General features: G+C 57.7%; 18 protein-coding genes and 19 tRNA genes. 8 read left to right on the top strand and 29 right to left on the bottom strand.

The window, feature by feature from the left end:
* Positions 1-256: 256 nt before the first annotated feature.
* Together Enr13x_RS27105 and Enr13x_RS27100 are read left to right on the top strand one after the other, a co-directional pair.
* Positions 257-1,843, top strand: a complete 1,587-nt coding sequence (locus Enr13x_RS27105; protein ID WP_145385934.1) for a hypothetical protein — start codon at positions 257-259, stop codon at positions 1,841-1,843.
* A gap of 8 nt (positions 1,844-1,851) precedes the next feature.
* Complete coding sequence (locus tag Enr13x_RS27100) at positions 1,852-2,193, top strand: four helix bundle protein (protein WP_145390036.1); 342 nt, start codon at positions 1,852-1,854, stop codon at positions 2,191-2,193.
* 112 nt (positions 2,194-2,305) lie between these two features.
* On the opposite strand, the gene Enr13x_RS27095 is transcribed toward Enr13x_RS27100, so the two are convergent.
* From Enr13x_RS27095 to Enr13x_RS27020, 19 genes are all read right to left on the bottom strand, one after another.
* Positions 2,306-2,381 (bottom strand) — tRNA-Leu (locus Enr13x_RS27095).
* Positions 2,382-2,623: 242 nt separating this feature from the next.
* A tRNA-Leu gene (locus Enr13x_RS27090) sits at positions 2,624-2,708 on the bottom strand.
* Between the two features lie 25 nt (positions 2,709-2,733).
* Positions 2,734-2,809 (bottom strand) — tRNA-Leu (locus Enr13x_RS27085).
* 69 nt (positions 2,810-2,878) lie between these two features.
* Positions 2,879-2,950, bottom strand: a tRNA-Leu gene (locus Enr13x_RS27080).
* 16 nt (positions 2,951-2,966) lie between these two features.
* Positions 2,967-3,037, bottom strand: a tRNA-Ala gene (locus Enr13x_RS27075).
* 96 nt (positions 3,038-3,133) lie between these two features.
* A tRNA-Leu gene (locus tag Enr13x_RS27070) sits at positions 3,134-3,207 on the bottom strand.
* Between the two features lie 7 nt (positions 3,208-3,214).
* Positions 3,215-3,286 (bottom strand) — tRNA-Val (locus Enr13x_RS27065).
* 13 nt (positions 3,287-3,299) lie between these two features.
* Positions 3,300-3,370: transfer RNA gene (locus Enr13x_RS27060), tRNA-Trp, on the bottom strand.
* A gap of 111 nt (positions 3,371-3,481) precedes the next feature.
* Positions 3,482-3,565: transfer RNA gene (locus Enr13x_RS38280), tRNA-Ser, on the bottom strand.
* A gap of 30 nt (positions 3,566-3,595) precedes the next feature.
* A tRNA-Glu gene (locus Enr13x_RS27055) sits at positions 3,596-3,670 on the bottom strand.
* A gap of 114 nt (positions 3,671-3,784) precedes the next feature.
* Positions 3,785-3,857, bottom strand: a tRNA-Asp gene (locus tag Enr13x_RS38275).
* A 67-nt stretch (positions 3,858-3,924) separates the two neighbouring features.
* Positions 3,925-4,000, bottom strand: a tRNA-His gene (locus tag Enr13x_RS38270).
* Between the two features lie 202 nt (positions 4,001-4,202).
* A tRNA-Gln gene (locus tag Enr13x_RS27050) sits at positions 4,203-4,273 on the bottom strand.
* Between the two features lie 61 nt (positions 4,274-4,334).
* Positions 4,335-4,407: transfer RNA gene (locus Enr13x_RS27045), tRNA-Asn, on the bottom strand.
* Positions 4,408-4,502: 95 nt separating this feature from the next.
* Positions 4,503-4,573 (bottom strand) — tRNA-Gly (locus Enr13x_RS27040).
* Positions 4,574-4,695: 122 nt separating this feature from the next.
* Positions 4,696-4,768, bottom strand: a tRNA-Lys gene (locus Enr13x_RS27035).
* Positions 4,769-4,800: 32 nt separating this feature from the next.
* Positions 4,801-4,873 (bottom strand) — tRNA-Ile (locus tag Enr13x_RS27030).
* A gap of 9 nt (positions 4,874-4,882) precedes the next feature.
* Positions 4,883-4,955: transfer RNA gene (locus Enr13x_RS27025), tRNA-Lys, on the bottom strand.
* Between the two features lie 531 nt (positions 4,956-5,486).
* Entirely contained in the window at positions 5,487-5,687 is a 201-nt protein-coding gene (locus Enr13x_RS27020; RefSeq protein WP_145390035.1) for a hypothetical protein, read from the bottom strand.
* A gap of 604 nt (positions 5,688-6,291) precedes the next feature.
* On the opposite strand from Enr13x_RS27020, the gene Enr13x_RS27015 reads away from it, so the two are divergent.
* Genes Enr13x_RS27015 through Enr13x_RS38265 form a run of 3 tightly spaced genes read left to right on the top strand, consistent with a single transcriptional unit; the run spans position 6,292 to position 7,975 of the window.
* Positions 6,292-7,080 (top strand): JAB domain-containing protein, encoded by a 789-nt coding sequence (locus tag Enr13x_RS27015; RefSeq protein WP_231743810.1) that lies wholly within the window; start codon positions 6,292-6,294, stop codon positions 7,078-7,080.
* A complete protein-coding gene (locus Enr13x_RS27010) occupies positions 7,080-7,820 on the top strand; it encodes a GP88 family protein (RefSeq protein WP_145390034.1) in 741 nt (246 codons plus the stop codon). Before Enr13x_RS27015 ends, Enr13x_RS27010 begins: the two co-directional genes overlap by 1 nt.
* Entirely contained in the window at positions 7,817-7,975 is a 159-nt protein-coding gene (locus tag Enr13x_RS38265; protein WP_197455382.1) for a hypothetical protein, read from the top strand. The genes Enr13x_RS27010 and Enr13x_RS38265 overlap by 4 nt, the downstream gene beginning before the upstream one ends.
* An 857-nt stretch (positions 7,976-8,832) precedes the next feature.
* On the opposite strand, the gene Enr13x_RS27005 is transcribed toward Enr13x_RS38265, so the two are convergent.
* From Enr13x_RS27005 to Enr13x_RS26975, 7 genes are all read right to left on the bottom strand, one after another.
* On the bottom strand, positions 8,833-10,158 hold the full coding sequence (locus Enr13x_RS27005) for a replicative DNA helicase (protein WP_145390033.1): 1,326 nt from the start codon (positions 10,156-10,158) through the stop codon (positions 8,833-8,835).
* Positions 10,155-10,988, bottom strand: coding sequence for a hypothetical protein (locus tag Enr13x_RS27000; RefSeq protein ID WP_145390032.1), 834 nt, complete (start codon positions 10,986-10,988; stop codon positions 10,155-10,157). Before Enr13x_RS27000 ends, Enr13x_RS27005 begins: the two co-directional genes overlap by 4 nt.
* A 390-nt stretch (positions 10,989-11,378) precedes the next feature.
* The gene (locus Enr13x_RS26995) at positions 11,379-11,651 is read right to left on the bottom strand and encodes a DUF1580 domain-containing protein (protein WP_197455381.1); all 273 of its coding nucleotides are present in this window, start codon (positions 11,649-11,651) and stop codon (positions 11,379-11,381) included.
* Positions 11,652-11,915: 264 nt separating this feature from the next.
* Positions 11,916-12,908 (bottom strand): hypothetical protein, encoded by a 993-nt coding sequence (locus tag Enr13x_RS26990; RefSeq protein WP_145390030.1) that lies wholly within the window; start codon positions 12,906-12,908, stop codon positions 11,916-11,918.
* A gap of 65 nt (positions 12,909-12,973) precedes the next feature.
* Positions 12,974-14,212, bottom strand: a complete 1,239-nt coding sequence (locus Enr13x_RS26985) for a tyrosine-type recombinase/integrase (RefSeq protein ID WP_145390029.1) — start codon at positions 14,210-14,212, stop codon at positions 12,974-12,976.
* A gap of 130 nt (positions 14,213-14,342) precedes the next feature.
* Positions 14,343-14,416: transfer RNA gene (locus Enr13x_RS26980), tRNA-Pro, on the bottom strand.
* Between the two features lie 334 nt (positions 14,417-14,750).
* Complete coding sequence (locus Enr13x_RS26975) at positions 14,751-15,209, bottom strand: hypothetical protein (RefSeq protein WP_145390028.1); 459 nt, start codon at positions 15,207-15,209, stop codon at positions 14,751-14,753.
* Positions 15,210-15,550: 341 nt separating this feature from the next.
* On the opposite strand from Enr13x_RS26975, the gene Enr13x_RS26970 reads away from it, so the two are divergent.
* Positions 15,551-16,108: a hypothetical protein gene (locus Enr13x_RS26970; protein WP_145390027.1), complete on the top strand. Its 558-nt coding sequence runs from the start codon at positions 15,551-15,553 to the stop codon at positions 16,106-16,108.
* Between the two features lie 95 nt (positions 16,109-16,203).
* Entirely contained in the window at positions 16,204-17,859 is a 1,656-nt protein-coding gene (locus Enr13x_RS26965) for a DEAD/DEAH box helicase (protein WP_231744451.1), read from the top strand.
* A gap of 261 nt (positions 17,860-18,120) precedes the next feature.
* Here the strand turns inward: Enr13x_RS26965 and Enr13x_RS26960 are convergent, their stop codons facing one another.
* Complete coding sequence (locus Enr13x_RS26960; protein WP_145390025.1) at positions 18,121-18,879, bottom strand: ABC transporter ATP-binding protein; 759 nt, start codon at positions 18,877-18,879, stop codon at positions 18,121-18,123.
* Positions 18,880-18,900: 21 nt separating this feature from the next.
* On the opposite strand from Enr13x_RS26960, the gene Enr13x_RS26955 reads away from it, so the two are divergent.
* Complete coding sequence (locus tag Enr13x_RS26955) at positions 18,901-19,875, top strand: hypothetical protein (RefSeq protein WP_145390024.1); 975 nt, start codon at positions 18,901-18,903, stop codon at positions 19,873-19,875.
* 450 nt (positions 19,876-20,325) lie between these two features.
* Here Enr13x_RS26955 and Enr13x_RS26950 read toward each other — a convergent pair whose 3' ends face one another.
* Complete coding sequence (locus tag Enr13x_RS26950; protein ID WP_145390023.1) at positions 20,326-21,798, bottom strand: DUF1501 domain-containing protein; 1,473 nt, start codon at positions 21,796-21,798, stop codon at positions 20,326-20,328.
* Positions 21,795-24,989 (bottom strand): DUF1553 domain-containing protein, encoded by a 3,195-nt coding sequence (locus Enr13x_RS26945; RefSeq protein ID WP_145390022.1) that lies wholly within the window; start codon positions 24,987-24,989, stop codon positions 21,795-21,797. Before Enr13x_RS26945 ends, Enr13x_RS26950 begins: the two co-directional genes overlap by 4 nt.
* Between the last annotated feature and the right edge of the window lie 461 nt (positions 24,990-25,450).

The raw sequence follows: 25,450 nt of genomic DNA, 5'->3' as shown, positions 1-25,450 counted from the left end.
AGTTTGAAGTTTGAAGAATAAGACGCTAAGATTTTGGAACTTGATACTCGATGAGCTATGCAATGAAGAGTGACCTGCCCGATCGGACGTTCGCGTTTGCTGAAGGGTGCATTCCCATTTAGTTGACGTTTTTGCTAGCAACCCGTCGGGGGCTTGGCTGCTGTTTCTGGATCCGGTGTTGACGGTATCTTGGGCGATTCAAGGATGATTTTCCACTCGCCTAGCAAGGATGCCGACGACAATGCAAGGACTAGACATGGGGCAAGAGAATGGTGAGCGGATTGAGTCGGCTGAAGAAATGCTCGCGCTCTTTTACGCTCAGTTGGTTCCCAAAGTTACGCTCTGGAAACAACGGATCTCAGATCATCCCGAGCAACTCGCAACGCTGGAAAGAACCATCCATGATGCCTTTGCCCGCGGTGCGGACATGGTCGTCGCCGGGCTGATCTCCGCGACCATGATCGAAAAAGGTTTTGAAAAAGCATGCCAATCGAGTCGGGTCAACTTCTCAAGACCGCTTCAGAAAGGGCGCGAGACTAGGGTCGCCGTTCGATTGCTCGGCGGCATGCTGTTCTGGGCCACAGCGCTCTACTGTGCCCCTAAGAAAAAGTTGCTTGGTCGAGACGATTCGCCCCGCGTCGGCTTGCATGTTTCGCTTGCTCAATTCGGGTTCGGCAAAGGCGTCTCGCCCGCGCTGGAGAGTCGCGTGGCACGCCAAGTGGCATTGTGTCCTTCGATCGAAGTGGCTCACCGAGAACTGGTTCGCGATGGTATCACACTTGATATCAAGGCGGTCAAACGGATCGCCTATCAATCTGGCGACGGCTTATTGCGCCTACGACGGCATCGGCTCAAACTGTTTCGGCAGGGCAAGTTGGCGAGCACCGGTGAATTGGCCGGGAAACGAGTGTCGGTGCAAATTGATGGCGGAAGAATGAAAATACGCGGCAAAATGCTACCTGCATCGACTTCCAATGCGTCAAGCGATGATGTCGCTCAGGGGCAAGCTGACTCGCCCGGACGCTCGGCAAAGAAACCTGCACGCTCGTTTGAAGCGGACTGGCGGGAGCCTAAACTGATGACGATTTTTGTTCACGACGAGCAGGGGCGGATGGTGAAGGAGCATGAAGCGACGATCGATGGCACCCTGACTGGGCCCGACGCGATCGCCGAATTGGTTGCGATGCATCTGCATCGGCTCGGAGCCGCGGAGGCACATAGCGTGACGTTCGTCGCCGATGGCGCCCCCTGGATTTGGGATCGTATTGATCGCATCATTCAATATGCGGGACTCACGAGCGTCGTCACGCATCAGGTCTTGGACTGCTGCCATGCGGTGCATCACGTTTCCAAAGCGCTTGCTTCGCTTGGGCTCGACGCAGACGTCCGCCAGGGGCTTTATCGTCAGTACCGAACGCTGCTGCGAAACGGTCAATGGCGGCGAGTGGTTGATGAGCTCGCCGGCCTAGAACGCGTCGGAAAATCGGCCACAGAACTGGAAACAGAAATCCATTACCTTTGCCGACATGGTGAAGCGGGTCGGTTGAGTTACCCTGCCTATCGTCGCAGCGGAATCCCTTGTGGTAGCGGGGCGATCGAAAGCAGCATTCGCCGCGTGATCAATTTGCGTCTAAAGAGCAATGCAATGTTTTGGAAAAGCGAAAACGCGGAGCAGATGCTTCAAGTTCGCGCTCATCTGATTCCTAATCGTTGGGATGAATCAATCGGCGAGCTGGCCGAATTCCGTCGCACCCAGGCAAGCGACAGTTGGCACTGGGAGCCTCGTCCAATGAGCTGCAAAGTTGAAGCCACTGACCAACAACTCCTTTCGGCCGACGATTAACGTGATTTTTGCGTCAACTAAATGGGAATGCACCCTTTGCTGAACGAATTGTTCGACTTTGTCAGTTTCTTGAAAGTGAAGGCATCGTCTCCAGCACATTGATGAAACAGGTGCTTCGCTCAGGGACTGCAATCGGCTCGCATGTTGAGGAAGGTCAGGCAAGCGAGAGCAAGAAGGACTTCATTCACAAGTATTCGCTGGCGTTAAAAGAGGCCCGAGAGACCCACTATTGGCTACGCCTTCTCGCCGCCGCCGAGGTTGTGCCCGCGGCGCGTCTCGAGCCAATCACGCAAGAAGCGAACGAGTTAGTCGCGATTCTGACCACGATCTGCAAGAAGAACCGCGAGTAGTTTCACACTTCAAACTTCTTACTTCAAACTTCCGAACGCCATCGATTTCCTGCTTGTCACGCAGGCGTCTTAGCCGCTGGACCACGCGATCATATTTCGCCATTTCGATCAGTGACCGAGGTGGGAGTTGAACCCACAAAATCGCCGCGCTCTCGACGCGACCGCTTTGCCAGTTTGCGTACCCGGCCGGATCAGGGAATGAGCTTCCAGCTTGTCAATTCAACATTGCAAGCTTAAACCTCACGCCACGTAAGTAGCGGATCCGGGTGTCGCACCCGGCGGTCCTGGCATATGAAACCTGGTTGAGCACTGGCCCATCCGCGCTGTTGTCACATTCAAGTAGCGGGTTCGGGGGTCGCACCCGACGGTCCAGGCTTATGAGGCCCGGATGAGCCTGGCTCACCCGCATCATTGTTTCACTTTGGAGAAGTAGCCAAGGCGAGAGTTGAACTCGCACGCCGCATGTGGGCACGACATTCTGAGTGTCGCGTGTCTACCAATTCCACCACTTGGCTGTGTGTTGGTGTGGTTTTTTCGAAGTAGCGAGGAAGGGAGTCGAACCCTTAAAATCACGAACGTTTGAAATTCGCCGCTTTGCCAGTTTGCGTACCGCGCCGATTTGTGGGAGAGGCTTCCAGCCTGTCGAAACGGACATGACAAGCTAGAAGCCTATCCCACTTCAAAGTACTGAGGGCGGGAGTCGAACCCGCAAGCACCTGTTCCTAAGACAGGCGGCTCGCCGATGGCCTACCTCAGCGTTTCTCGAAAGCGAGTGGAGCACCGGGGAATCGAACCCCGATTTTCTGCTTGCAAAACAGACGTCTTCCCGTTGGACGAGCACCCCAGATGAACTGTGAAGTTAGAAAGGTGAAGTGTGAAACGGGTTCGGAGTTTTTTTTTAACTTCACCTTTCACCTTTCACTCTTCAATCTTCCTCAAGTGCCCAGAGCAGGGGTCGAACCTGCAAACATCCGGGTTTAAGCCGGACCGCTCTGCCGATTGGCGTATCTAGGCATGCAAGTAGTCCCGGATGGAATCGAACCATCGTTTCTTGCATGTGAAACAGGTGTCGTAGCCGTTGGACCACAGGACTTTAAACTTCATAGCACGTCCCCAAGGATTTGAACCCTGACTTACTGGTTTGGAATCAGCAGTGCTACCGTTACACCAAGGACGTGTGAGTGAAGTGGGAACGCAAGGAATCGCACCTCTCGCCGACTACCACACAATTGATGGCAGGAGATTTACAGTCTCCCGTGTGGAAACGCTCCCGAGCATTCATTCAAAGCGGAAGCCGTGGGACTCGAACCCACAACGGTTTTTGACCGCAGCTGTTTTCAAAACAGTGTCCTCATCCGGCCGGGTGACTTCCGAAAGTGCCGCGCGATAAACGCGAAGCAAGTGACGTGAGCGGGAATCGAACCCGCGGACTCCTGGATGAAAACCAGACGATTCTGCCATCAGAATCTACCACGCCGTTTTGACAAGCCGACTTTGTCGCCGACCGAGTACCGCATAGGAGTTTCGATCTCCTTCCTGCTGCCTGAGAAGCAGCCGACCTAGCCAGTAGTCGAATGCGGCAAAACAAAAGCGCTGGTAACGAGGATCGAACTCGCCGCGACCTGATCGACAATCAGGTACCACCACCAGGTGGCCTCACCAGCGGCAAATGCTTGCTCCGATGCTCGCCGTCAGCTTTTTTAAAACTGACGACTGGGACGAAGCGACTGAGGTGACCAACCGGAATTGAACCGGCGACAAACTCATTCACAGTGAGTCTCTGGAAACCAGCACCAGATCTGGCCACAGTCGGGTATCAGTGAGTCGCACACTGTCCATGCGTGGTCCCAAACCACACCGCTTACTCCAAGCTATACCCGCAATTCTTCATTGAGCGCCGAGGACAGGAATCGAACCTGTGTTTGCCTGGTTCAGATCCAGGTGCAACGACCAGCAGTTGCCGCCTCGGTGTTTGGAAGTTTGAAGTTGGAAGGGTGAAGTTTGAAAAGCACGGGTGGCAGGATTCGAACCTGCATACCACTGCTTCAAAGGCAGCTGGCTTACCGTTAGCCAACACCCGAGTGTCACGACAAGTCTCCTCGTTTCTAACTTCAAACTTCATCCTTCCAACTTCCTTGCAGCTCCGGTGGATGGGCTCGAACCATCACTCGTCTCCTTAACAGGGAGCCGCCCTACCGATTGGGCCACACCGGAGTTTGAGATAGGGAGAATGGGAGTGGGAGAGAATGGGAGCGGGTACCATCGCATCTCTCCCAAACTCTTTCACTCCCCATCTCCCCTTCTACAAGAGCGCCCAGCGAGAATCGAACTCGCATTTTCTGCATGGCAAGCAGATGGGTTACCACTACACCATGGGCGCGTTTGCATCACAACCAAATTGTCAAAGATCTGTTGAAGTTTGAAGTGAGAAGAGTGAAGTGTGAAAATACCGCGCTCGGCAGCCTTCAAACTTCTCACTTCGTACTTCAAACTTCCGAAAGGTGGGACCGGTGAGAATCGAACTCACATGATTCGGTTTAAGAGACCGACGCATTACCTTGTCTGCCACAATCCCAAAATTGTTTCGTAGTCGTTGTTCCGTTTCAGTCGGCGTGGCGGGAATTGAACCCGCGACCGTCGCCTTATAAGGACGCCGCTCTCACCCCTGAGCTACACGCCGAGGTAGCGATGGGGCCGGAGGGAGTTGAACCCTCACCGAACAGATTAAAAGTCCGTCATGCTGCCAGTTACACCACAACCCCGAAGTAGGTTTTTAGGTATTAGGCGTTTAGGCTTTAGGTTTGTCTGACGGATGCTTCGCATCGCTTCTCTCCTTTCAAACTTCACTCTTCCAACTTCAAACTTCCAAAGTGCTACCCGCCCATCTCTGGGTCGTTTTTGGCGTCACCCGTTCGATCCGGGTACGAAAAAAGGCCCGATGTCTGCGTGACATCGGGCCTTGTGGAAAGGCGCTTCAATAGAAGCAGATGTCACATGCGCAAACGATACGCGATGGGCTGATCATTCAACGGCTGCCCGCCGAAGAGATTGCCTTCGTGTATCTGTTCGAGTCGACTTGATTGGAATTTCGATAACATGGAACTTTCTGCTCTCGCTTGTCGGGCGTTTTGTTGTTGTGTTCTGAGAGTAAGAGACACATCCATCGAATGGGTTCGCGACTTTTTTGCAAAGCACTGAATACTTTGCGCAGTCCTACTCGGCACAGTGATACGTTGCGCCCGGTCGCTGGTTTATTTCAAAAGCTTCGAAACTTTTCCTCCGAGCATCACGGCTTATCGATCGCCGTCCACCTCGAATGACTCGGTGTATTCGTGCAGTTCCGTGCCATCCCACATTGGGTCACCGAGTTGGCGAATGAATTCGTCCCAGGTCACCAAGACTCCGTTGAAATAAATCTCGCCGTTCTGACAGAGTTTCACTCGCGGACCAGCATCCGGAGCGATTCGGCCTTCGTCTGCTGTTTCGGAACGCATTCGGTTGATGAGGTGCTGGTCTTGGGATCCCACCGCAGACCGCAATTCATCGATGGAGACAGCGAATAAGGTTGTTGCGTATCCCATGGAATGAGACGATCACCGTTCGAATTGTCATTTTGCCCAGTGCGGAAACTCGTTGGTAATTCATTCCGCTCGCAAATTCTAGCATCCTCGAATGTTCCGGCTGCACGCAACTTGAATGGAACGTCGTGCTGGCGGTTTCCACGTGCGCAGTGGGGGCACACCGCAGCGTCTCAGGCAATGTGTTTCGTGGCACAAGCGTTCACGCCGTTACGTATCCGAAAAGGTGGTGGTGGTGGTGGTGATGATTTTTTTCGCACCTGCCAGCGAGAGGTGTTCGAGGCGGAACCCGCGATGGCGGCCTCCGCCCCCTCGGAAGGACCCGTCGTTTGCTTGGTGGGAATGGCCGGCATTGCTTGGGATTCGTCGCGTTTTACGCGGTCCGGGGCGTTGTTGACGGGGGCCAGAATCGGCCGATGATGCCCGCGGAAACACGCCGCGCGGCGTGTCAAGAAACGCCACCCGGCAGCGGTGCAACGCTAGCCGGGTGACTTGTCCGCACTTTCGAGGAGTGCAAACCGTGAACGATGATACCCGAAAGCGTCTTTTGAAGCGCCGCTACCGATTCTTTTCCGACCCGTCCCACGCGTGGCTACGCGTCCCGATGGCCGACATTGTGGCGCTTAGGCTGGAAGACTCAATCACGCAATTCAGTTACACGCGTGACTCGATTGTGTACTTGGAAGAGGACAACGACGCGACGTTGTTCCGAATCGCCTACCAAAATGCGACGGGGGAGCTCCCCACAATCACCGAAGCGCCCCCGGCCAACAACGCGTCCCGGATCCGCGGCTATGCCGCATGGAATCGGCGCAACGTCCTCTTGAACGTCGAACTACGCAAACAACGCGACAAGCAAACCGATGCCCTGCCCGTGTTTGAAACGCGTTTGGCCAAAATTCAAGAGGGATCCGGCCGCTATGAAACGCCGATCACGTCGACGCGTATCGCATGCGATACCCTGCCGGCATTGCTGCGCGACTACTTCGCGGACCGTTGCGATTGCGAGGAATTCGCGATTGTCACTCTCGACACGAAACACCGGCCGACCGGATTGGTACGCGTGACGCGTGGCACTCTTGACGCGTCATTGGTGCACCCGCGGGAAGTGTTCCGCGCGGCCATCGCTGCGAGCGCTTCGGCCATCATTCTGGTTCACAATCACCCATCGGGAGATACCACGCCTAGCCGGGAAGATCGGGCCGTGACGGACCGTTTGACCGAATGCGGCAAAATGTTGGGTATCAACGTTCTCGATCACATTGTGATCGGTGGCGCAAGCGCAACCAGCATTCGGGAGGCCGCCTAATGTTGTTACGCACCAATGCCAAGCTTGAAAAGCTAGCCGGTTTGCCCTACCTGTCAGCCGGGCTCACACTCGCGCCGCACAATCTGTCCGGGCACAACGTTTGCGCCGGCGCGTCGAATGGTTGCGCCGCGTCATGCGTCCTCTGGTTTGCCGGGTTGCGCGTCTCGTCGACGTCTCGACATTCGGCGCTGCGCGACACGCAATGGTTGTTCGGCCATCGCCGATCGTTCATCGACCAATTGAACCGCGATATCGTCAATCTCGTGCGATTGGCGGAGCGTAAACGCGTCAAACCGGCGGTCCGGTTGAACGTCGCGAGTGATCTAGAATGGTTTGACCTGATTGAACGATGGCCGACCGTGCAATTCTACGATTACACGAAAATACGCTCGCGCTTCCGCGATTACTTGGCGGGGGAGCTCCCCGCGAACTACGCGTTGACGTTTAGCCGGCATGAAAAGCACCACCCCGCCACCATCGCAAGCTTCTTGCGCCGCGGCGGGAATGTGGCCCAAGTGTTCGACGTCGATTATCATCCGCAATCCGGCCGCGTCGGCGACTTGCCCGAATCGGTCCGTATTCACGGCCGACAATGGCCGGTGATCGACGGGGACAAACACGATATCCGAATTCCGTCAATCGACGGCCGCGGCGTGGTCGTTGGTTTGCGGTTGAAAGGGACCAACGCGGCCAAGTCGCGCGCCCGCGTCAACGGTTTCGCATTCAAGGGAGAACAATGAAAGATCTACTGCAACGCGTTTCGGTATTCTTGCGCCACATCATTGACGCGCCCGAAACGATGCCGGAAACGCGTGAAGTAGCCGAAGAGCTCGAGCGCGACGTAGACGACGCAATCAACGGAAACTACCGGGAGGGCGACGACGAAGAGGAATAGCGGCTAGCTTCAAACCATAGGGGAGACCCCAAGCGCTTGGGGGCGTGTTGGTTTCCGGTCCGATTGGATCGGTTGCCGATGCGCCCCCTCGTTTCGTTGACGGGGGAGCGTATCGGCTACGCTCCCCCGTTTTTCTATGCGCTCCCGATGCATCCGCCCCATCTATCGCCGCGGCCGTTAGCGGCCGATTCTCGCGATTCTGCGCGAGCGCCTCCCACACTGCGCGGTAAACCAGTGGGATATGCTTCCAGCCTGTCATTCCAGCGTCGACAGGCTGGAAGCCTATCCCACATCGATCGACGTGGACAATTCGCGGGCATCGTCAACGAATCGCGGGGATTTTGAAAAACTTTCGCGCGAATCTTGCGGGGGAGATCCGCGCGCAGTCGGGCCGAAAATCCGCCCCCTATCAGGGGTGCGGTGTAGCAGAATTTCAGACCGCGTGATTTCGCGTGTCTATTGATGCGAATTGCAGGCGAGCGAACGCACAGAGCTTCATGGCATCAACATTTCATATTTTTTTCGTTTGTGTCGGTGCTTCGATCCGTTTTACGTGCGACGCGAAATGGCGCTCTGGAAAGAGGGGTGTCGATTCTCGTTTCTCCCTTCGCATCAAGTTAAGCGGTGCGTTCATCAAGGAAGTTGGATTCACCCTCTGGGATGGTCGCGGAGGAGTTTGCGTTCGGAGCGGGGAGGGCTGGTGCGATGCCAACGTTGTTGGAAATCGATGGTTCATCAGCGCCGGGAACCCTCCCCTCGCTTCGCTCGACCCTCCCGCACACGGGAGGGTTACTTCTGAACTTGTTGCGTAGGCTCCTCGCTTCGCTCGAACCTCCTCCACACGGGAGGGTTACATCTTAGCTTGTTGCGTATGCCTCAAACTCGGTGTGGAAATTGGGATGTTCCGTAATCACCGGTTCGTGGAACTCGCATCGATTTGCGTCAAACACCATCGGGACGACGCCGCGCGGTCCCTGGCGATTCTTCTCGATGATGAACTGTGTTTCGGCTGAGTCGCGTTGGCGATGCAGAAACCAGACGCCGTCGGCATCTTGCTCGATCGCACCGGATTCTCGGAGGTGTGACAACTTTGGCTCCTCGCCTTCGCCCTGCCGGTTTAGTTGTGCAAGGGACAGGATCGGGATGTCCAGCTCGGTCGCCAGCGTCTTGATCTCATTGCTGATTTCAGTCACTTGCTCCGTTCGGTTCGGCTTGCGATCGCGTGGCCCAATCAGCTGCAGGTAATCGATGACGATCAGGTCCAATCCGCTGGTCGCCTTCACCGATCGAGCGTATCCACCGATTTGCGCTACCGTGGCCCTGCGAGCCGGCTTGATCAGGAGCCGGGTTTCGCGGTGGGTGCGAGCGAAATCACGAATTCGCTCGCTGTCTTGGCAGGTGTGGTTTCCCGTGCGTTGGTCAACCAAGGAAACGCCCACCTGCCCCGCGGCGATCCGTTGGGCAAGCTGCAACTCCTTCATCTCGAGGGACAAGACCAAGACGACTTGTCCAGATGTTGCGGCGTTCATCGCAATTTGCATCCCCATCGCAGTCTTTCCGATCGACGTTCGCGCCGCCAAGACAATGGAATCGCCGGCGAACATTCCGCCGGTGGTTTCGTCCACCGACTCGAATCCCGTGGGAACGCCCGAGATCGTTCCCTGGGCCCGATCCGCATCCAACTTGTCGGCCAGGTGGGTCATCATTTCGGATAGCGAGACAACTTCGTCGCGGCCCTGGGCGGTGACGTCGATCGATTTGGCTTCGATCTTGGAGATGAGTTCGTCGGGGTCGGCTGCCGGGTCATCGACTTGGTCACCAACCTCACTCACGAATGCCGCAATTCTGCGGAGCCTGAACAGTCGATTGACTTCGCCGGCATGATAGATCACGTGTGCCGCCGTCGGAGCTTCCGTCGCCAACTTGGCGAGCCCTGCGCTGCCGCCCAACGCCTCGAGAATGCCCGCTTTTCGGAATTCCGGAACCAGAACGGTGATGTCATTGACCGGTAGTCGAGCCGCATACCGGTCGGCTACGAGGTCGAACGCCTGTCCGAGAACCGAATGGGTGAATTGGGCACCGGTGGTCAGCTCGCAAACTCGATCCAGCATGGAAGGATCGATCAGCACACCGGCAAAGAGCGAGCGTTCGATTTCCGCGGAGTGTTTTTGGATTCTATTCATGCGACCGCCTCCCGCCCGGCCCCGTGTTTCGCTTTCTTCTCAGCTCGACGGCGACGGGCCTCGGCTGCAAGGTCGTTCCTCGGCGTGGGGGCCAATGTTTTTCCACCGCCCATCCTTGCGTGCAACTGGGGAAATTGTTTTCGAAGTTTGCCAGGACAGAGGATGTTCTTCGACCAGAACGAATCTGCGTTGGCCCACCGAAAGACAGCCCGGATTTCGTCGCGAGTGTGACCGTCACGTTCTCGCATCAAGCGGATGTCATTGATCCACGTCTCAAGGTTCGGTGCTTTCGCCTTGGGCACAACACGTTGAACTTCGCGAAACATCCAACTTGCAAGTTCTTTGTCGAGAGTCTTCTCCTTGTTGACGGTGGAATCGTCGACATGCTTTTCCTTCTTTGTTTTGCTTCTTCTATCCGTGTCAATCAGCGTGTCAGCGAGCGTGTCACTCGGCGTGTCAATTTCTGACACGCTGAAAGGGTCCTGCGTATCAAATTTTGACACGCTGCCCTGGTACTTTTCCCAGTTCACGACGGTCAGAATGGAGTACTTTGAAGTCGACTCGACTTCGACCGCACCGATCTGGACCAATTCGCCGACGCGTTTTCGTAGCGTTCCGATTGCGACAGGTTTCGGCATCGCACCCTGGAGGCGTTCCGGCAGAGTGCGCCAGGCAAAAACGATTTGGCCGGGCAGGATCTCCCTGCCCTTGAAGCGAGCCCGTTTCCAATTGCAGGTCATGATGATCATGGCAAACGTATGAAACGTCCCTTCGTCGGCGGCGACGTCACTATGAAGAATCTTGCGATGCAGCTTGATGAATCCATTCATTGCTTACCTCGAAATGGCCCCTCGACCGGACTTATCATTCCGGGCATCGGCTCTACCCAACACAACGTGTCTGGCATTTTCCCACTGCTGGGCTGCCGAAGTTTCGGTTCGTTCGCCGTATTCGATCGAAAGAACGATGCAGGCCAACATTTCCCCGAGTGTTCCGGGCTCGCCGGGAGCTGCTCTGCGCACTTCGTGCGATTTTGAGCGAAGGCTGTTTTGCCTTGTCACAACATCCTGATTCTGTATCATCAATGAACCTCGTTGATACTGGTCCAGTCGCCAAACTTTCGACCAGTGCCCCCGCCGACCGATACTTGTCGGCGCGGGGCTTTCTTTTTGGGAAGGAGTACCGATCGCCGGAGGGCAATCACAAATCGTCGTCAGCAATCAGTAGCCGGCCGCCGCCAATTCATCATTGGCACGCGACGCAGCGTCTTGATCGAGACGCTTTGGTTTTCTCCCGCCGTTAGCGGATGCGGTGACCGCTTCAAAGAATTCACGGATCCATTTCTCAGTTGTCCGACGGTGCCCGCCGGCATAGGCCGTGCGAAGTCGGACGCCCTTGAGTCCGCGCGACGCCCATCGATGGAGGGTTGCCACGTGCGGCCGCTCCCCAGTGATTTTTTCCACGACCTTGGCTGCCGCAGAGACGCGGATCATCCGGAGCGGATCGTCTAGACCTTGGCCTGACATCTCTCTTCGTTCCATAACTAACAAAACTCGCGTAATGGTGGGTGCCATCGCGCGAGTCTTTGCGTCTCATCGCGATGACGGGATTGCCAACGCGATTCAGGCTAAGAGAGATTCAATAAGGAATTCCGAGTTGACCTGAGTTTTGGTGAAAACATGCCTGAGTTGGCCTGAGTTGGCTCAAATTGTGCCTGAGTTGGTATGAGTTGACCGAATCGCCCCCCCCTTTTTCCTTTACTCGCCACTCGGACGAGGAGCGATGAATGGGTGCGATTTCGCAGGAAACTGCCTGATGTCAAAGACGAATTGCTGCCGGGAGAGCTTTTCGCAGACGATCGTTCCGTCTTTGATGCAGTTGCTAAGCCATCTTGAGCCATCTCCATACCGTCCCAGGTAGCGTGCGGCTGCCACCTTTGACAGTGGCCTGGTTTTGAACTCTTCGTCGATGATCGAGCGCGACTCGGTTTGCTCGCGGCCCGTGACTTGCTCGCGGCCCATGAAATCGACAAGCCTGCGAAACCATTGCTCCCCAATTCTGTTTTGCTCTGCGAATTCGGCGAATTCACTCAACACGTGGGATTCCAACTCGTGGTATGGGAATTCGGTTTCCAAACTGGATTTTAGCGCATAGTGAGCCTGGAACTCCACTTGTTTGGCAAACTGCTGATCGGATTCGGCGCGCTGAGCCGATTGTTCCCAGAGATCGCAGCCAGTCTGGAACGTCTCCTCAAACTTTCGCCTCCAGTCGCGATCGTTTTCAGAGGCCCGTTTGAGCAGTCCCTTCACTGGGTAGACCAGGGCCTCCGATAACTTTTCTGGTTCGTTGTGGAAAAACCAGAAGGAAGCAGTTGAGAGTGCTTCTGTGCCAAGCTCGAACGCATAGGAGGTCGCTGAACTTGCGTGCGTCGGCAATCGCTGATGTAGACCGACTAGTCTTGCGGCACGAGCAAATTCGAGGATTCGCTTGGTGTCTTGATGCCAATAATTGAGCTCAGCGACATGTTCACTGAGCTCCCCGAATTGCCGAAGCAGATGCCCCATCTCTTGGGGACTGACATCACACTGAGTGTCAACGATGTACTTGCAATGTTCCAGCGTTGCCATCGTGCGGTAGATGCCGATCGCGGCAACCGCAAAATCCTCGTCCATCCTCTCGTCCCTTTGCTTAAGTGGCATCACGGCCGGCGGTGGTGCAAAGAGAAACCACCGTCGGCGCGCGATACCCAATCGGCCGCACCGTCGCGCGGCGATTGTTTTGTGTGTCAACAGCCGTCGCCATTGACACCTTCAATCTATCCCGTTTTGCGGGCAACGTCACGGGCCTTTTCGGCGTCACGCTCCGCGTAAATTTCGGTCACATTCGCGACGGAATGACCGAGAATGACCTGAGCCGCCTCCAGGCCAAATTGCTTTCGGACCTCCGTCCCGCGGGTGTGCCGCAATCGATTCGGCGACCATCGATGTTCTGACTGCCAGATCTTCAGTGCGTCACCGTCAAGCGGTGTGCCGGGAGGGAATGCGACGTCACAGGCACGATGAATTGCGCGACGGTAACTGTCGCTTGTGTAGCGCGTTCCCGGTGGCCGTTTCGCCTTTTTTCCGGCCAAACCCGCGTGGCAGAAACCCGGTCGGCTGCCGTGGTGAAGCGGCGTCACTCTCGCCGCGTGTTGGGCCCCTTGCTGCTGCTTGACCGCTTCGCGTGGCGAGAAACAATGGGCGTTCTCGGACCGGAGAAGATAGGGCGTCAGGATGGCTTGGCCTTCGGGGCCAATGTAGACGGTGCGGTCACGTCCATGGTGTTCCGTCTTGTGTCCTTCCGGCCGATACTCCCAGACATCTCCCGAGCGGTCGATGTCGATTGGACGAAGCGAACAAACCTCCGCGGGGCGCATTCCGGTCAGCAATTGAACTCGAATCATGTCGCGGACGACGTCACAGAGATGCTCCATCGTCGTTTCGACCGTTGACAGGTCGATGGGCAGAACTGGATTGGTCTCACGAGCCTCCGTGCGGCCCCGTTTGAGTCCCTCCACGGTTGAGAGCGCCTGCGGGATTGCGACTGGGATCAATTCTTCGGATGCTGCCCAGCGGAACATGCGAACGATCCGCTGGACGTTCTTGTTGATCGTTCCTCGTGCGTGGCCGGCTTGGATCCAAGATTCCCGAATCGCCTTGAGCGCCAGGGGGCCAAATTCCGAGGCGGGCTTTGTCCCGTAGAGTTGCCGGATCGGACGGATGATCGTTTTGATCGCGTACGACTCGCTCGTCGGAGTGCCATTCTTCTTGTAGTACCGCTCGGCGTACTTGCGGTATTTGTTGAGGACCTGCGCGACTGTGAGGGACGTCTCGTCTTCGCGCGGGAGCGAACGGTCGTTCGCCAAGTACTCCAAGATCAGCCGGTCAAACTCCAGCCTGCTGGCTCGGGTGCCGTGGGGGCCGAGATAGAAGTCACGTCCGTCGAGTGTGACGACGGCTTGTCCGCTCGCTCGATGCTTACGGTACTTGGGATGCGATGTAGTCAACTTGGGCATGCGATGGGTCTCCTGAATGCCAAAACGGTATGTACCGTTTTGGCTCCGGTGGAAACGCCGCACGCTTGACCATCAAGCGGAACCCAAAATCGCGGTTTCGGCTATAAGAAAAAGAAGTCTTTTGTAACAGTCGGGGCGACACGATTTGAACGTGCGACCTTCTGGTCCCAAACCAGACGCTCTACCAGGCTGAGCTACGCCCCGATCGGCGATTGTGGCGGCAAGATAACGGAGTTCTCGCTCCGGCGAAAGGTTCACTCGACGAGCTTTTTTTCGCCGGACACCTTTTCAGCGAAATTCTCCGCCGACGGGCCAGTGGTTGGATCTTGGCCGGGCAATAGCTGTGGGCGCGTTTTGCGCCCGAGTGGTTGATCGCCGAACTCGCGTGCCGGGGGCGGCTGGGGGTTCGCGGGCGAACCCGGTGGCAAGCAGGATGCTTACCCCACTTTGCGATGGCAAGCAGCATGCTTACCCCACTTTACGATGGCGAGCAGGGGGCTTACCCCACTTTAAGATGGCAAACTGGAGGCTGCTCCGCTTAGCTGACTTGGGCGGGTTCGCCGTTGCCCAGTTGCGCGAGGACTTGCAGGACGCCGTTGAGATGGGCCAAACGGGGGCCAAATCGGTCGACGAACTCGTTGAGCATGAATTCGCTCTCTTCCAAGCCGTCTTCGCTGTCGCAGATCTCTTCGGTCAAATTGTCCAAAAACTGCGTTTGCACCCGGCTCAGCGTCTCCGCCGCGGCGCGACAGGAACGGGCCAGCCGAGGGTTGGCTTCCTTCCACTGTTGCAATTCACTGGCACGCTGCTCGTTCATCGCGTTGTTCTGCTGAATCAATCGCTCCAGCAGTTGATTCTGTTGCTGCTGACCGGCAACCAAATGACGCAACAAATCGACCACCACCTGATCCTTGGATTTTCGAGGCTCGCTGTCTGACTCGGCAGTCACGTCGATGCGGAAAACGGGCGAAAGCGGTTCGTGCTCGTATGACGACATGTGCAATAAATCCTGGGGAGCTGCGACAAAGCTTTTGCTAGCGGAGCCAAAAAATTTCCCGCCGGCGTGTCTCGATGAAGCCCCGAGTATAACCCGACAAAAATGGGCTTGTCGATTAATTGGAAACAGCCCGGGAAAATTCCCGCCGCACGCCAGGAAAAATCGTCAGAAGCGGGTTTTCTTCATTTCCAACAAGTCGCTTCTGTGGCGTCGTGACCGTTAAAGTCAACCCAAGCAGAAAGCCGAAGTCTACCGGTGCGGTGACCACTGATTCGCACGCGAGCCTTCTCGCGATCGAATCACCGCCAACCTCCCAGTTTCTGTTCGCGGTTTCGGATCGAATGCCTGACAACTTGCCTAAGAAGAATGACGCGACGATCGGTTATTTTACCGTCGTGGATGACCCGCGGACCGGCTGGACCGGCGGACTGCTGGTCTTGGACCGAGCCGGCCGACCGCTGGAGTTCCAATGCACCCTGCCGGTCCGTCCCACCCGTGCCCACGAAATCTTGTTCGGCCCCACGCTGCGTTCCCACCTGGTCGCCCAGGTGATCGGAAAGCTGTTGATCGCAAAGTGCCGCACCCCGCTTTCGCTGATCTGCTGTGATCTGCCGGAAGGGTTGAAGCTGGAATCGTTCACGAAATCTCCGGTCGCCCTCGTTCTGGAAGCCACGACGGTGGACGGCAAGCCGGTCGCGGCGGATGCGTTCTCCGGATCCGAAGCGGTGCAGTTGGCCGGATCGACGTTTCTGGTCCCGATGGAACGCCACGCCGAGCTGGACGCCATCGCCGAGTTTTACGTCGACCTGCCCGACGCGGTCGAACCCTTTGAACGGATTCGCGAAGCGGTCAAAGAAGCCCACTCGCAATTGTCCCGCCAAGGTTCGGAAGCGGCCTGATGAGTTTTTTTTCTCCCCGACGACGCGACACCGCCGGCGACGCGTCGGAGTTGGTTGCGGCGATCGATCCGGATCTTTCCTGGGTCGCCGACTCGATGTTCCAAGTCGAAGTCAGTGAGCTGTCGCTGCCGACGATTGAAACGGTATCGATCCCGATCCGGCTGCCCAAATTGGCGACGCAAACGCGTGGATTTCAGTTCCCGGATTCCGCGCGTTGGATTCCACCCAAAACCGCATCGCCGGAGAACTCAGCGGCTGCACCGGCCGCGTCCAAACGTAAGTCGGATTCCAAACGAAAGCACAACCGGATCAAGCCGCCGTCGGACATCGTCAAACTGCAAGACCGGCTGTACTACTTGCTGCAACCCCCGTTGGACCTGTTGGTCGGCAGCGGGCAGCTGAATTTTCCCTTCGAGCCGTTTCCGTACCAGTTGGACGGCATGGCGTTTCTGTTTCCTCGCTACGCCGGCATCTTGGCGGACGAAATGGGGCTGGGGAAAACGATGCAGGCGATCAGCACGATCCGGTTGTTGCTGTGCAGCGGCGAAGTCCGCAGCGTGCTGTTGGTTTGCCCAAAGCCGCTGGTGACGAACTGGTTGCGCGAGTTCAGCGTCTGGGCGCCGGAGATCCCGATCGCGGCGATCGAAGGCAATTCGGCCAAACGGGAATTCCAATGGCGTTCGCCCCAGGTTCCCGTCAAGGTCGCAAATTATGAATTGTTGATGCGCGACCAATCAATCCTGACGGACGATTCGATGCATTTTGATTTGGTGGTGCTCGACGAAGCCCAGCGGATCAAAAATCGCAGCAGCACGACCAGCCTGGTCGTTCGCAGCATCCCACGGACGCGATCATGGGCTTTGACGGGAACTCCGGTGGAAAACTGCCCGGACGATCTGGTCGGTATTTTCGAATTCCTTTCACCGGGCTACCTGAAGCCCGGCATGCCGATGCCCCAGATCGCCAAGCAAGCCGGGGACTATATCTTGCGTCGCACCAAAGACATGGTGCTCGACGACATGCCACCGAAACTGTATCGCGACGCGGAATTGGATCTGACGCCGGAACAATGGTCGACTTATGAATCGGCGGAAAAGGAAGGCGTGTTGTATCTGGAAAACCTGGAGCAGTCGTTGACGATTCAGCACGTCTTCGAGTTGGTGTTGCGGCTAAAGCAAATCTGCAACTTCGACCCCGTCACCGGCAGCAGTTGCAAGCTGGAACGATTGGTCGCCGACGTGGAAGAAGTGGCCGCGAGCGGCAAGAAGGCGATCGTGTTCAGTCAGTGGGTCAAGAGTCTGGATAAAATCCGCGACGCGCTGGAGCCCTATGGGCCGCTGGAATACCACGGCAAGATCCCGCAAAAGAAACGCAACACGGTGATCGACCGATTCAAGGAAGACCCCAACGCGCACGTGATCCTGATGAGCTACGGGGCGGGCAGTGTCGGATTGAATCTGCAGTTCTGTGAATACGTGTTCTTGTTCGACCGCTGGTGGAATCCGGCGATCGAAGACCAGGCGATCAACCGCGCCCACCGGCTGGGCGCCGCCGGAGCCGTCACGGTGACGAAGATGATGGCGATGAACACGATCGAACAGCGGATCAACGACGTGCTGGATCAAAAGCGTGAGATGTTTGACGCGCTGTTCTCCTCCAGCGAAACGCCGACGCGAAACGTGGGACTGAGTCGGGAAGAGATTTTTGGGCTGTTCGATTTGCGGGCGCCCTGTGGGAAGAAAGTGGCGTGAGGAGTGTTGGTGTTTAGCCTTGAGGGGATTGCGGGACGCTGCGGCTGAAGGGACCATCCAGCTTGGGGCGACCGATTTTTCGAGTACGATGGCCCTTCCGGGCCGTCGTCCGTTGGACTCCCGGCGACGACCTAGAAAGGACGTCGTAAAACGGTCCGCTGACCGCATCACACTCAATCGACGAGATCATTAGGATTCGTCGCGTTTCGCATCGTTCCTGAGTTGGGCGGTCCCTAAAGCCTGCACACCAGCGCGGGTTCTCTACGGGCTGACGATGCGTCCGTCGGCCAGACGCAGCTGGTGATCGGCTCGGGCGGCGACGGCTTCGTCGTGGGTGACGACGACCAAGGTGATCGATTGGTTGCGATTGAGGTCTTCGAGCAGCTGCAGAATCGAGTCGCCCGTCTCGCTGTCGAGGGCCCCGGTCGGTTCGTCGGCCAGAATCAACTGGGGCCCATTGGCGAGTGCCCGGGCGATGGCTACGCGTTGCGATTCGCCGCCGGAGAGTTGGCTGGGCAAATGGTTTCCGCGGCCCGACAAGCCGACTTGATCGAGCAAGCGTTTCGCCCGTTCGGCGCGCTCGGCGGCGCCGTAGTCTGCCTCGAACATCGGGATTTGAATGTTCTCGGCGGCCGTCAGATTTGGCAACAAGTAATAGCTTTGGAACACAAAACCGACGTTGTGCGAACGATGGCGATCGAGGTCGCTGTGGGCGTCGAGCGGTTGTCCGTCGTAAACAATTTCTCCGGAGGTGGGGCGGTCGAGGCCGCCGATCATGTTGAGCAAGGTGGTTTTTCCGCTTCCGCTCTTGCCGACGATGGCGACATAGTGTCCCCTGCCGATGGAAAAAGTCGCCTCGGCGAGCGCATCGACTTTTCCTTCGTCATAATGGCGAGAGACCTGTCGCCCTTCGATCAGGACGGGGGCGGAAACGCTTGATCCCGGAGCCGATGGGGCAGACTCTGGTGACGGAATTTCGCCGGTATGCGTCGATGGAGATTCGGTACGGTGCTGGGACATCTGGAAGTGATCGACGTGGTCATGAAACAAACTCACACTCTAACGGATGTTGATTCGATGCAGTACAGCCCGGCGCCGCGGCGTCGAACGATTCCACGACTCGTGCCGGAAACGCTGCGTTTCGCTGCGGTCGTGATCGGCGTCTGGTTCGCATCGCATCTGACACCGGTGCAACGTTCCGCTGCGGTCGCGAATGATGCGATGTTTCAGCCGGTCCCGATTGCGGTGATCGATCCCGGTACACGGGTGACAGATGAATCCGAGCAGGTGTCATGGAATCGGCAGATTTTGGTCGCGTCGCCGAAGATCAACAGCGGCGACACCGATTCGGTCAGCGGATCGATCCGCGATGCCGCAACCAAGTGCGCGCTGACGATCATGGCACGGGTTGACCAATCGGATTCGCACGGTCGGTACGAATTGCAGCAGATCGGCGTGGGGTACAGTGTCGAAGGTCCTGCGGGGCGAATCATCATCTCCTCGGACACGGCGTCGGAACTGGAAGTGCCGCTCGGTTTCATCGCGCGACAAGTACTAAAGACCAACGAGCGACAATTTGCCGAGGTGTCGTTGATCGCCCAAAGCCCGGCGCTGGCGATGTTCGATGCCCCGTCGGTGATGCTGCGCAACGGGCAACACCGCAAGTATCTGACGCGCCATTTGGTGTACCTCGATCCGGTCTCCGGTGAAGGTGCGATGGTGACCTGGCTGCTCGTTCCGCCGACCGATGAGGAGCATCCGATGGCGATCATCAATCAGCCGATGCGCGTGACGAAGTGGAGCACGAACGAATCTCGCAAGATTCACGTCGATGCGAACGAGTTTAATTTTTTGGGGGTGCCGGGAGAATTGGCGTTTGCGTTGGAAGACTTGCCGCCGGGCATCGACATCGCCTGGACGAAGCGGGCGGCACGGCTGGCGGGCAACAAGGTGTTTACGAAGACGGAGCTGCGCGAGTTGGCCGACGCGTTGCGCGAAGCGATGGCAACGAAGTAGTGGACCGTCTAGCGGTAAACGTCATGCGCCGGTCATCCGTCTGATTGGATCGCGGAGTCAAACCGGCGGGTTGCAGTGCGACGTTGGAAGCGTCAGCCTGAAGACAGCCCCGTGTGCCCGATTTAAATGAACCCACGGATGGCAGAGCGAACCCACGGATGAAAAGCAGCCTGGGATCCGTGGGGACGCGCTGCCATCCGTGGGTGTGATCCATTGCTGTGGTACCGGAGATCGTCTGTTCGATCGATCCAGGGAAGCCGATTGCCAGACGGTCCATGGCTCTCTCGCATGACATCTACCGATAGACGCTGCAGTAGGTCACGCTGTGCGTGACGGATGGCATGCGTCGTATGCTCGGCGTGTTTGAGAGGCGGAGCCTCCGAGACAGTGTGTTCCCTGGCGTAGGGCGGAGCCAGGGCATAAGGTGCGCGTGGATGACAGGCTGGAAGCCTATCCCACGGTTGGGGGCGAATCGATCAGTGCGTGTTGGACTTCGCCGTGCACGTCGGTCAGGCGGAAGTTGCGGCCTTGGTACTTGAACGTCAATCGTTCGTGGTCGATGCCCAGCTGATGCAGGATCGTTGCCTGTAGGTCATGAATGTGGACGGGATTTTCGGCGATGTTGTATCCGAACTCGTCGGTCGCGCCGTAGGTCATGCCCGGCCGAATCCCTCCGCCGGCCATCCACATGCTGAAGCATCGCGGGTGGTGATCGCGTCCAAAGCTGTTGGGCGAAAGTTTGCCTTGGCAGTAATTGGTGCGACCGAATTCGCCGCCCCAAATCACCAACGTGTCTTCCAACATGCCACGTTGCTTCAAATCGGCCAGCAGCGCCGCGGAGGGTTGATCGGTTTCGCGGCATTGTCGGGGCAAGCCGTTTTGGATTCCGCCGTGGTGGTCCCAGCCCGGGTGGTACAGCTGAATGAACCGGACGCCGCGTTCGGCCAGCCGTCGCGCCAAGACGCAGTTGGCGGCAAACGTGCCGGGGTTCTTGGCGTCGTCACCGTACAGCTTGAACGTGCTTTCCGGTTCGTCGCTCAAGTTGGTCGCATCGGGAATACTGGATTGCATTCGATAGGCGAGTTCGTACTGCGAGATCCTGGCTTGGACCAGCGGATCGTGGGTTTGGTCGAGTTTGATTTGATGCAACTTGGACAGGGCACCGACGGCACTGCGCCGGCTGTCTGGGTCGATCCCGTCGGGGTTGTTCAAGTACAACACGGGATCTTTGCCGCTGCGAAACCGGACGCCTTGGTGGCGGCTGGGCAAAAAGCCGCTGCCCCAAAGCCGCGACACCAATGGCTGGCCGCCCTTGTTCTTGGTGACCATGACGACAAACGAGGGCAGGTCGTCGTTTTCGCGGCCCAACCCATAATCCAACCAAGCCCCCATGCTGGGACGTCCGGGGAACATGCTGCCGGTTTGCACGAATGTGACGCCGGGGCCGTGGTTGATCGCTTCGGTGTGCATCGACCGCACGATGCACAATTCGTCCGCGACGCCGGCCAAGTGGGGCATCAGCTCGCTGAGTTGGGCGCCCGATTGACCGTAACGCGAAAATTTCCAAGGCGAACCGACCAGCGGCAAACTGGATTGATTGCCGCTCATCCCGGTCAATCGTTGCCCGCCGCGCACCGAGGCTGGCAACTCGGTCCCATGCCGTTCGTTGAGCAGCGGTTTGTGGTCCAGCAAATCCAATTGGCTCGGTGCACCGGATTGGAATAGATAGATGACCCGTTTGGCGCGCTGCGGCAGATGCAGCCCCATCGCGCGGGGCGACGGATCGGTCGCGGGAGCGGCGCTGGCATCGCGACGGGCCATCGCGGCCATCGCCAGGCTGCCCATCCCCAGTCCGCCGGCGGCAAACAATTCACGACGCAACAACGACGTTCGGTTCGGATGGAGGGGGGAGGTTTCTTTCATCGCTTCATCACACTTTCGTCGTAGTTCATGAGGGTCCCGATCACGACGGCGGTCGCGGCAAGCGCTGCTTGATCGGATGACGGGACGCCGTCGTGTTTATCAAACTTGATCTCTCCGACCGACAAGTATTCTTTCGCGCGGTCGGGATGCTGGCGGAAATAGGCGAGCTGGTCGGCGTACAGATCGCTGACGACTCGGGTTTCCGCATCGGTCGGGTAACGGCTGGTCAACGTCCGAAAGGCGGCCAACAGCACGGCGTCGGCATCGTCACCCTGCTCGGTGATCAAACGAAACGCCAACACACGTGCCGATTCAACATATTGGGGACCGTTGAGCAGCACGAACGCTTGCAGCGGCGACGAGGTCCGTTCACGCCGGACGCGACAGACGTCTCGTTTGGCCGCGTCCAAAGTCATCATCGCCGGCGCCGGTCCGGTGCGTTTCCAATAGGTGTAGATGCTGCGACGATACAGGCCTTCGCCGGAATCGCGTTTGGACGGTTTAAACGAAGCCTCGACTTCATAGGGTTTGACGGGCGGTCCGCCGAGTTTGGAAACCAATTGTCCCGACAGCGCCAGGGCTTGGTCGCGCAACATCTCGGCGGGAAGCCGGTAGGCGTTGTGGCGGGACAGCCAACGGTTTTCGGGATCCCGATTCCAAACCGCCGGGTCCGGGTGCTCGCTGGACGCCTGGTAGGTCGCCGACATCATGATTTGTTTGATCAATCGTTTGATGTCCCAACCGCTGTTGACGAAATCGATCGCCAACCAGTCCAGCAATTCCGGGTGCGTGGGCGGTTCGCCTTGGCTGCCAAAATCTTCGGGGGTTCGAACCAGACCGACACCGAAACAGAGCTGCCAGATTCGATTGACGGCGACGCGACTGGTCAGCGGGTGATCGGGGCGAAGCATCCAATCGGCCAGCCCCAATCGGTCCTTGCGCGTGGAGTCGTCCAAACCCAGAATCGCTTTGGGGGTGCCCGGCGTGACCGCTTCGGCCGGCGCGTCATAGGCGCCGCGTTCCAGTCGGTACGTGGTGCGGACCCCCGGTGCCTCTTTCATCACCATGATCTCTTGAATCTGGTCCTGAAGCTGACACAACACCCGCCTGGCTTGCCCGAGCCGCTCTCGGTGTTGTGCCAAATCGGCGTCGTGTCGCCGCAGCAGATGGTCGGACATGATGTGGCGTTGCGCAGGCGTCCAGTCCTGGGGAGCCGAGCGGACCCAAGTCAATGATTCGTCGCGACGTGCCAGACGCTGAATCTCCAGATCGGTCAATTCACAATCGAACACGCGAAACGAATCGACTTCGCCCGACGTGAACCCGCGATCGCGAAAGCGTTGCCCGATCGCCAAGTTGTCGCCACCGCCTCCGGTGATCTGCTTGGTCAAATGGTCGCGCACCGTGACCGCCGGGACACGTTGCCCGTCGATGGCGATCGACAATCCGCCGGCTGAACTGGAACCGTCGTTGGTGACGACCACGTGAACCCATTGATTGACGGGAATCGGGTCGGGGGTGCGGATGCGAATCGCGTTGCCGGGCCAAAAATGAATCAATGACCAACTCAGGTGTCCGTCTTCGATCAGCAACTGATAACCGCGGCTGGCGGCGTCGGTCCAAGCGCGGGAACGATGGAAAACGACGGCGCGGTCTTTGACGTCGGGCGTCTTGATCCACAGCGAAACCGAGAACGGTTGGTCGCGACGAAAATTTCCCGTCTTGAGATTGACGACGTCATCGCCGGTCAAGCGAACGGCGTTGCCGGCGATCCCCGGCACCGACTGATTGGGCGCCGACGGTGGCGATTCAAAGTCCAGCGATTCGATCGGCGTGGCATACAGACGATCGACCGGATCGGTGTCATTGTCATTGTTGCCGCTGGACTTGTCGCTTGCCTGGGCAGACGCCGGCGTTTCGGTTGGATCCGATGGGGCAGCGTTGGTGTCGAGCAGGTCGCGATAGGCATCGATGTCGATTTGCTTCTCACAGGCTTTGTGATAGCTGGCCAAATGCGAATCGATGTCACGTTGCAGTTGTGACAAACGAACCGCTTGCGCGTCGTTGGGCAGTCCCAGGGTCGGAGTCGGAATCGATGGCGTGAAAAACGAATACAAGCCGGCTTCGTCGATGTTGGCGAAAAACGCAGAGAGCTGGTAGTACTCGGTTTGAGTGATCGGATCGTACTTGTGCGAGTGGCATCGACAGCACTCCATCGTCAGCCCCAGGAAGGCGGTTGAGACGGTCTGGGTTCGGTCGGCGACATACTCGATCCGAAACTCTTCGGGGACGCTGCCGCCTTCGACCTTTTGTGGATGCAACCGATTGAAGGTCGTTGCCAGGATCTGGTCGCGTGACGGGTCGGGCAGCAGATCGCCGGCGAGTTGTTGGCGGAGGAAATGGTCATAGCCGAGATTGCGATTGAACGCATCAACCACCCAATCACGGTAGGGCCACACGAAACGATCGCGATCGACTTGATAACCATACGTGTCGCTGTACCGCGCGACGTCCAGCCAATCGGCGGCCATCCGTTCGCCGTAGCGAGAATCGGCCAGCAGTCGGTCGATCACTTTTTCGATCGCGCGGGGGGATGTGTCGGCCAGGAAGTGGTCGAGTTCGGCAATCGTCGGCGGCAGCCCGATCAAGTCAAACGTGATTCTGCGCAGCAGCGTTTCTTTGTCGGCAGCCGGTGCGAGTTGCAGCGAGTTCGTTTGCAGCCGATGGAAGATGAAGTGATCGATCGGGTTGACGGCCCGGTCGCCGGCCACGGCCGGCACTCTCTGGGCGAGCGGCGTTTGAAACGACCAGTGGGCTTGGTACGAGGCACCTTCGTTGACCCAGCGGCGAAGCAACTGTTTTTGTTTTTCTGTCAGCGCACGTTCGCTGTCCGCCGGGGGCATCAACGTGTCGGGATCGTCGCTGAAAATCCTCGCCACCAACTCGCTGGACTCGGCCTCTCCCGAGACGACGGCCCATTCTTTCGCGCCTTCTTCGGTATCCAATCGCAACTCGGCTTCTCGCGCCGAAGCATCCGGGCCGTGACAGTGGTAACAGTTCTCGGACAGGATCGGGCGGATGTCGCGATTGAACTGAAGCGGTTCGTCGGCGGAGGCATTGTCGGTCGACGTGCCCATCACCGTCGGAGCGGCGAGGATGATTGGGAAAAAGAAACGAAACAATCGCAGCATGGCAGAATCAGGCGGGACGGGCGGTGAGGGCTGGATTGGAATTATACCCCAGCGGAGGACCGAAATCCTGGGTTTCGCAACGTCGCCGAGGAATCGAGGGAATTGCCAACGCGTCGGTTGTACCCTGCGGACGCGTTTTGTTTCCCAGGCTCCGCCTCACGTGTCGAACGTGCGTCGGCGAGGGGACGTCCATTGAATAGGTGGCGGATTTGATCGTAGCGCAAGGCGCCAAGACTTTTGCAGCGTGGGCCCTCTCTGGCGTTTGCTTGCTGCGCAAACGCCGTCTCTCCCAGGGGGAGAGAATCTAAATGGTTTGCCAAAAGCTGCCGTTATACAATCGATAGCCCGAGCCTACGGTTCACGGCGTCGGGCGGAGCCAGGGAGCGAGTGCTGTGACGCCTAAAGACCGTCGGAAGAACAAGTGGCGGGGATTGATTGTGGGACAGGCTTCCAGCCTGTCG

The sequence above is a fragment of the Stieleria neptunia genome (genome assembly GCF_007754155.1).
Classification (GTDB): Bacteria; Planctomycetota; Planctomycetia; order Pirellulales; family Pirellulaceae; genus Stieleria; species Stieleria neptunia.
The sequence above is the reverse complement of the archived record's forward strand: the minus strand, read 5'-3'. Positions and strand labels throughout refer to the sequence as shown.

Coding starts and splice junctions, on each gene's coding strand:
- Enr13x_RS26945 (WP_145390022.1), bottom strand. CDS start 24,989: ATGCTGCGATTGTTTCGTTTCTTTTTCCCAATCATCCTCGCCGCTCCG.
- Enr13x_RS26970 (WP_145390027.1), top strand. CDS start 15,551: ATGCCTGACAACTTGCCTAAGAAGAATGACGCGACGATCGGTTATTTT.
- Enr13x_RS27010 (WP_145390034.1), top strand. CDS start 7,080: ATGTTGTTACGCACCAATGCCAAGCTTGAAAAGCTAGCCGGTTTGCCC.
- Enr13x_RS26955 (WP_145390024.1), top strand. CDS start 18,901: ATGAAACAAACTCACACTCTAACGGATGTTGATTCGATGCAGTACAGC.
- Enr13x_RS27105 (WP_145385934.1), top strand. CDS start 257: ATGGGGCAAGAGAATGGTGAGCGGATTGAGTCGGCTGAAGAAATGCTC.
- Enr13x_RS26985 (WP_145390029.1), bottom strand. CDS start 14,212: ATGCCCAAGTTGACTACATCGCATCCCAAGTACCGTAAGCATCGAGCG.
- Enr13x_RS26960 (WP_145390025.1), bottom strand. CDS start 18,879: ATGTCCCAGCACCGTACCGAATCTCCATCGACGCATACCGGCGAAATT.
- Enr13x_RS26950 (WP_145390023.1), bottom strand. CDS start 21,798: ATGAAAGAAACCTCCCCCCTCCATCCGAACCGAACGTCGTTGTTGCGT.
- Enr13x_RS26965 (WP_231744451.1), top strand. CDS start 16,204: ATGTTCCAAGTCGAAGTCAGTGAGCTGTCGCTGCCGACGATTGAAACG.
- Enr13x_RS38265 (WP_197455382.1), top strand. CDS start 7,817: ATGAAAGATCTACTGCAACGCGTTTCGGTATTCTTGCGCCACATCATT.
- Enr13x_RS27000 (WP_145390032.1), bottom strand. CDS start 10,988: ATGAATGGATTCATCAAGCTGCATCGCAAGATTCTTCATAGTGACGTC.
- Enr13x_RS27005 (WP_145390033.1), bottom strand. CDS start 10,158: ATGAATAGAATCCAAAAACACTCCGCGGAAATCGAACGCTCGCTCTTT.
- Enr13x_RS26995 (WP_197455381.1), bottom strand. CDS start 11,651: ATGATCCGCGTCTCTGCGGCAGCCAAGGTCGTGGAAAAAATCACTGGG.
- Enr13x_RS26975 (WP_145390028.1), bottom strand. CDS start 15,209: ATGTCGTCATACGAGCACGAACCGCTTTCGCCCGTTTTCCGCATCGAC.
- Enr13x_RS27020 (WP_145390035.1), bottom strand. CDS start 5,687: ATGCGTTCCGAAACAGCAGACGAAGGCCGAATCGCTCCGGATGCTGGT.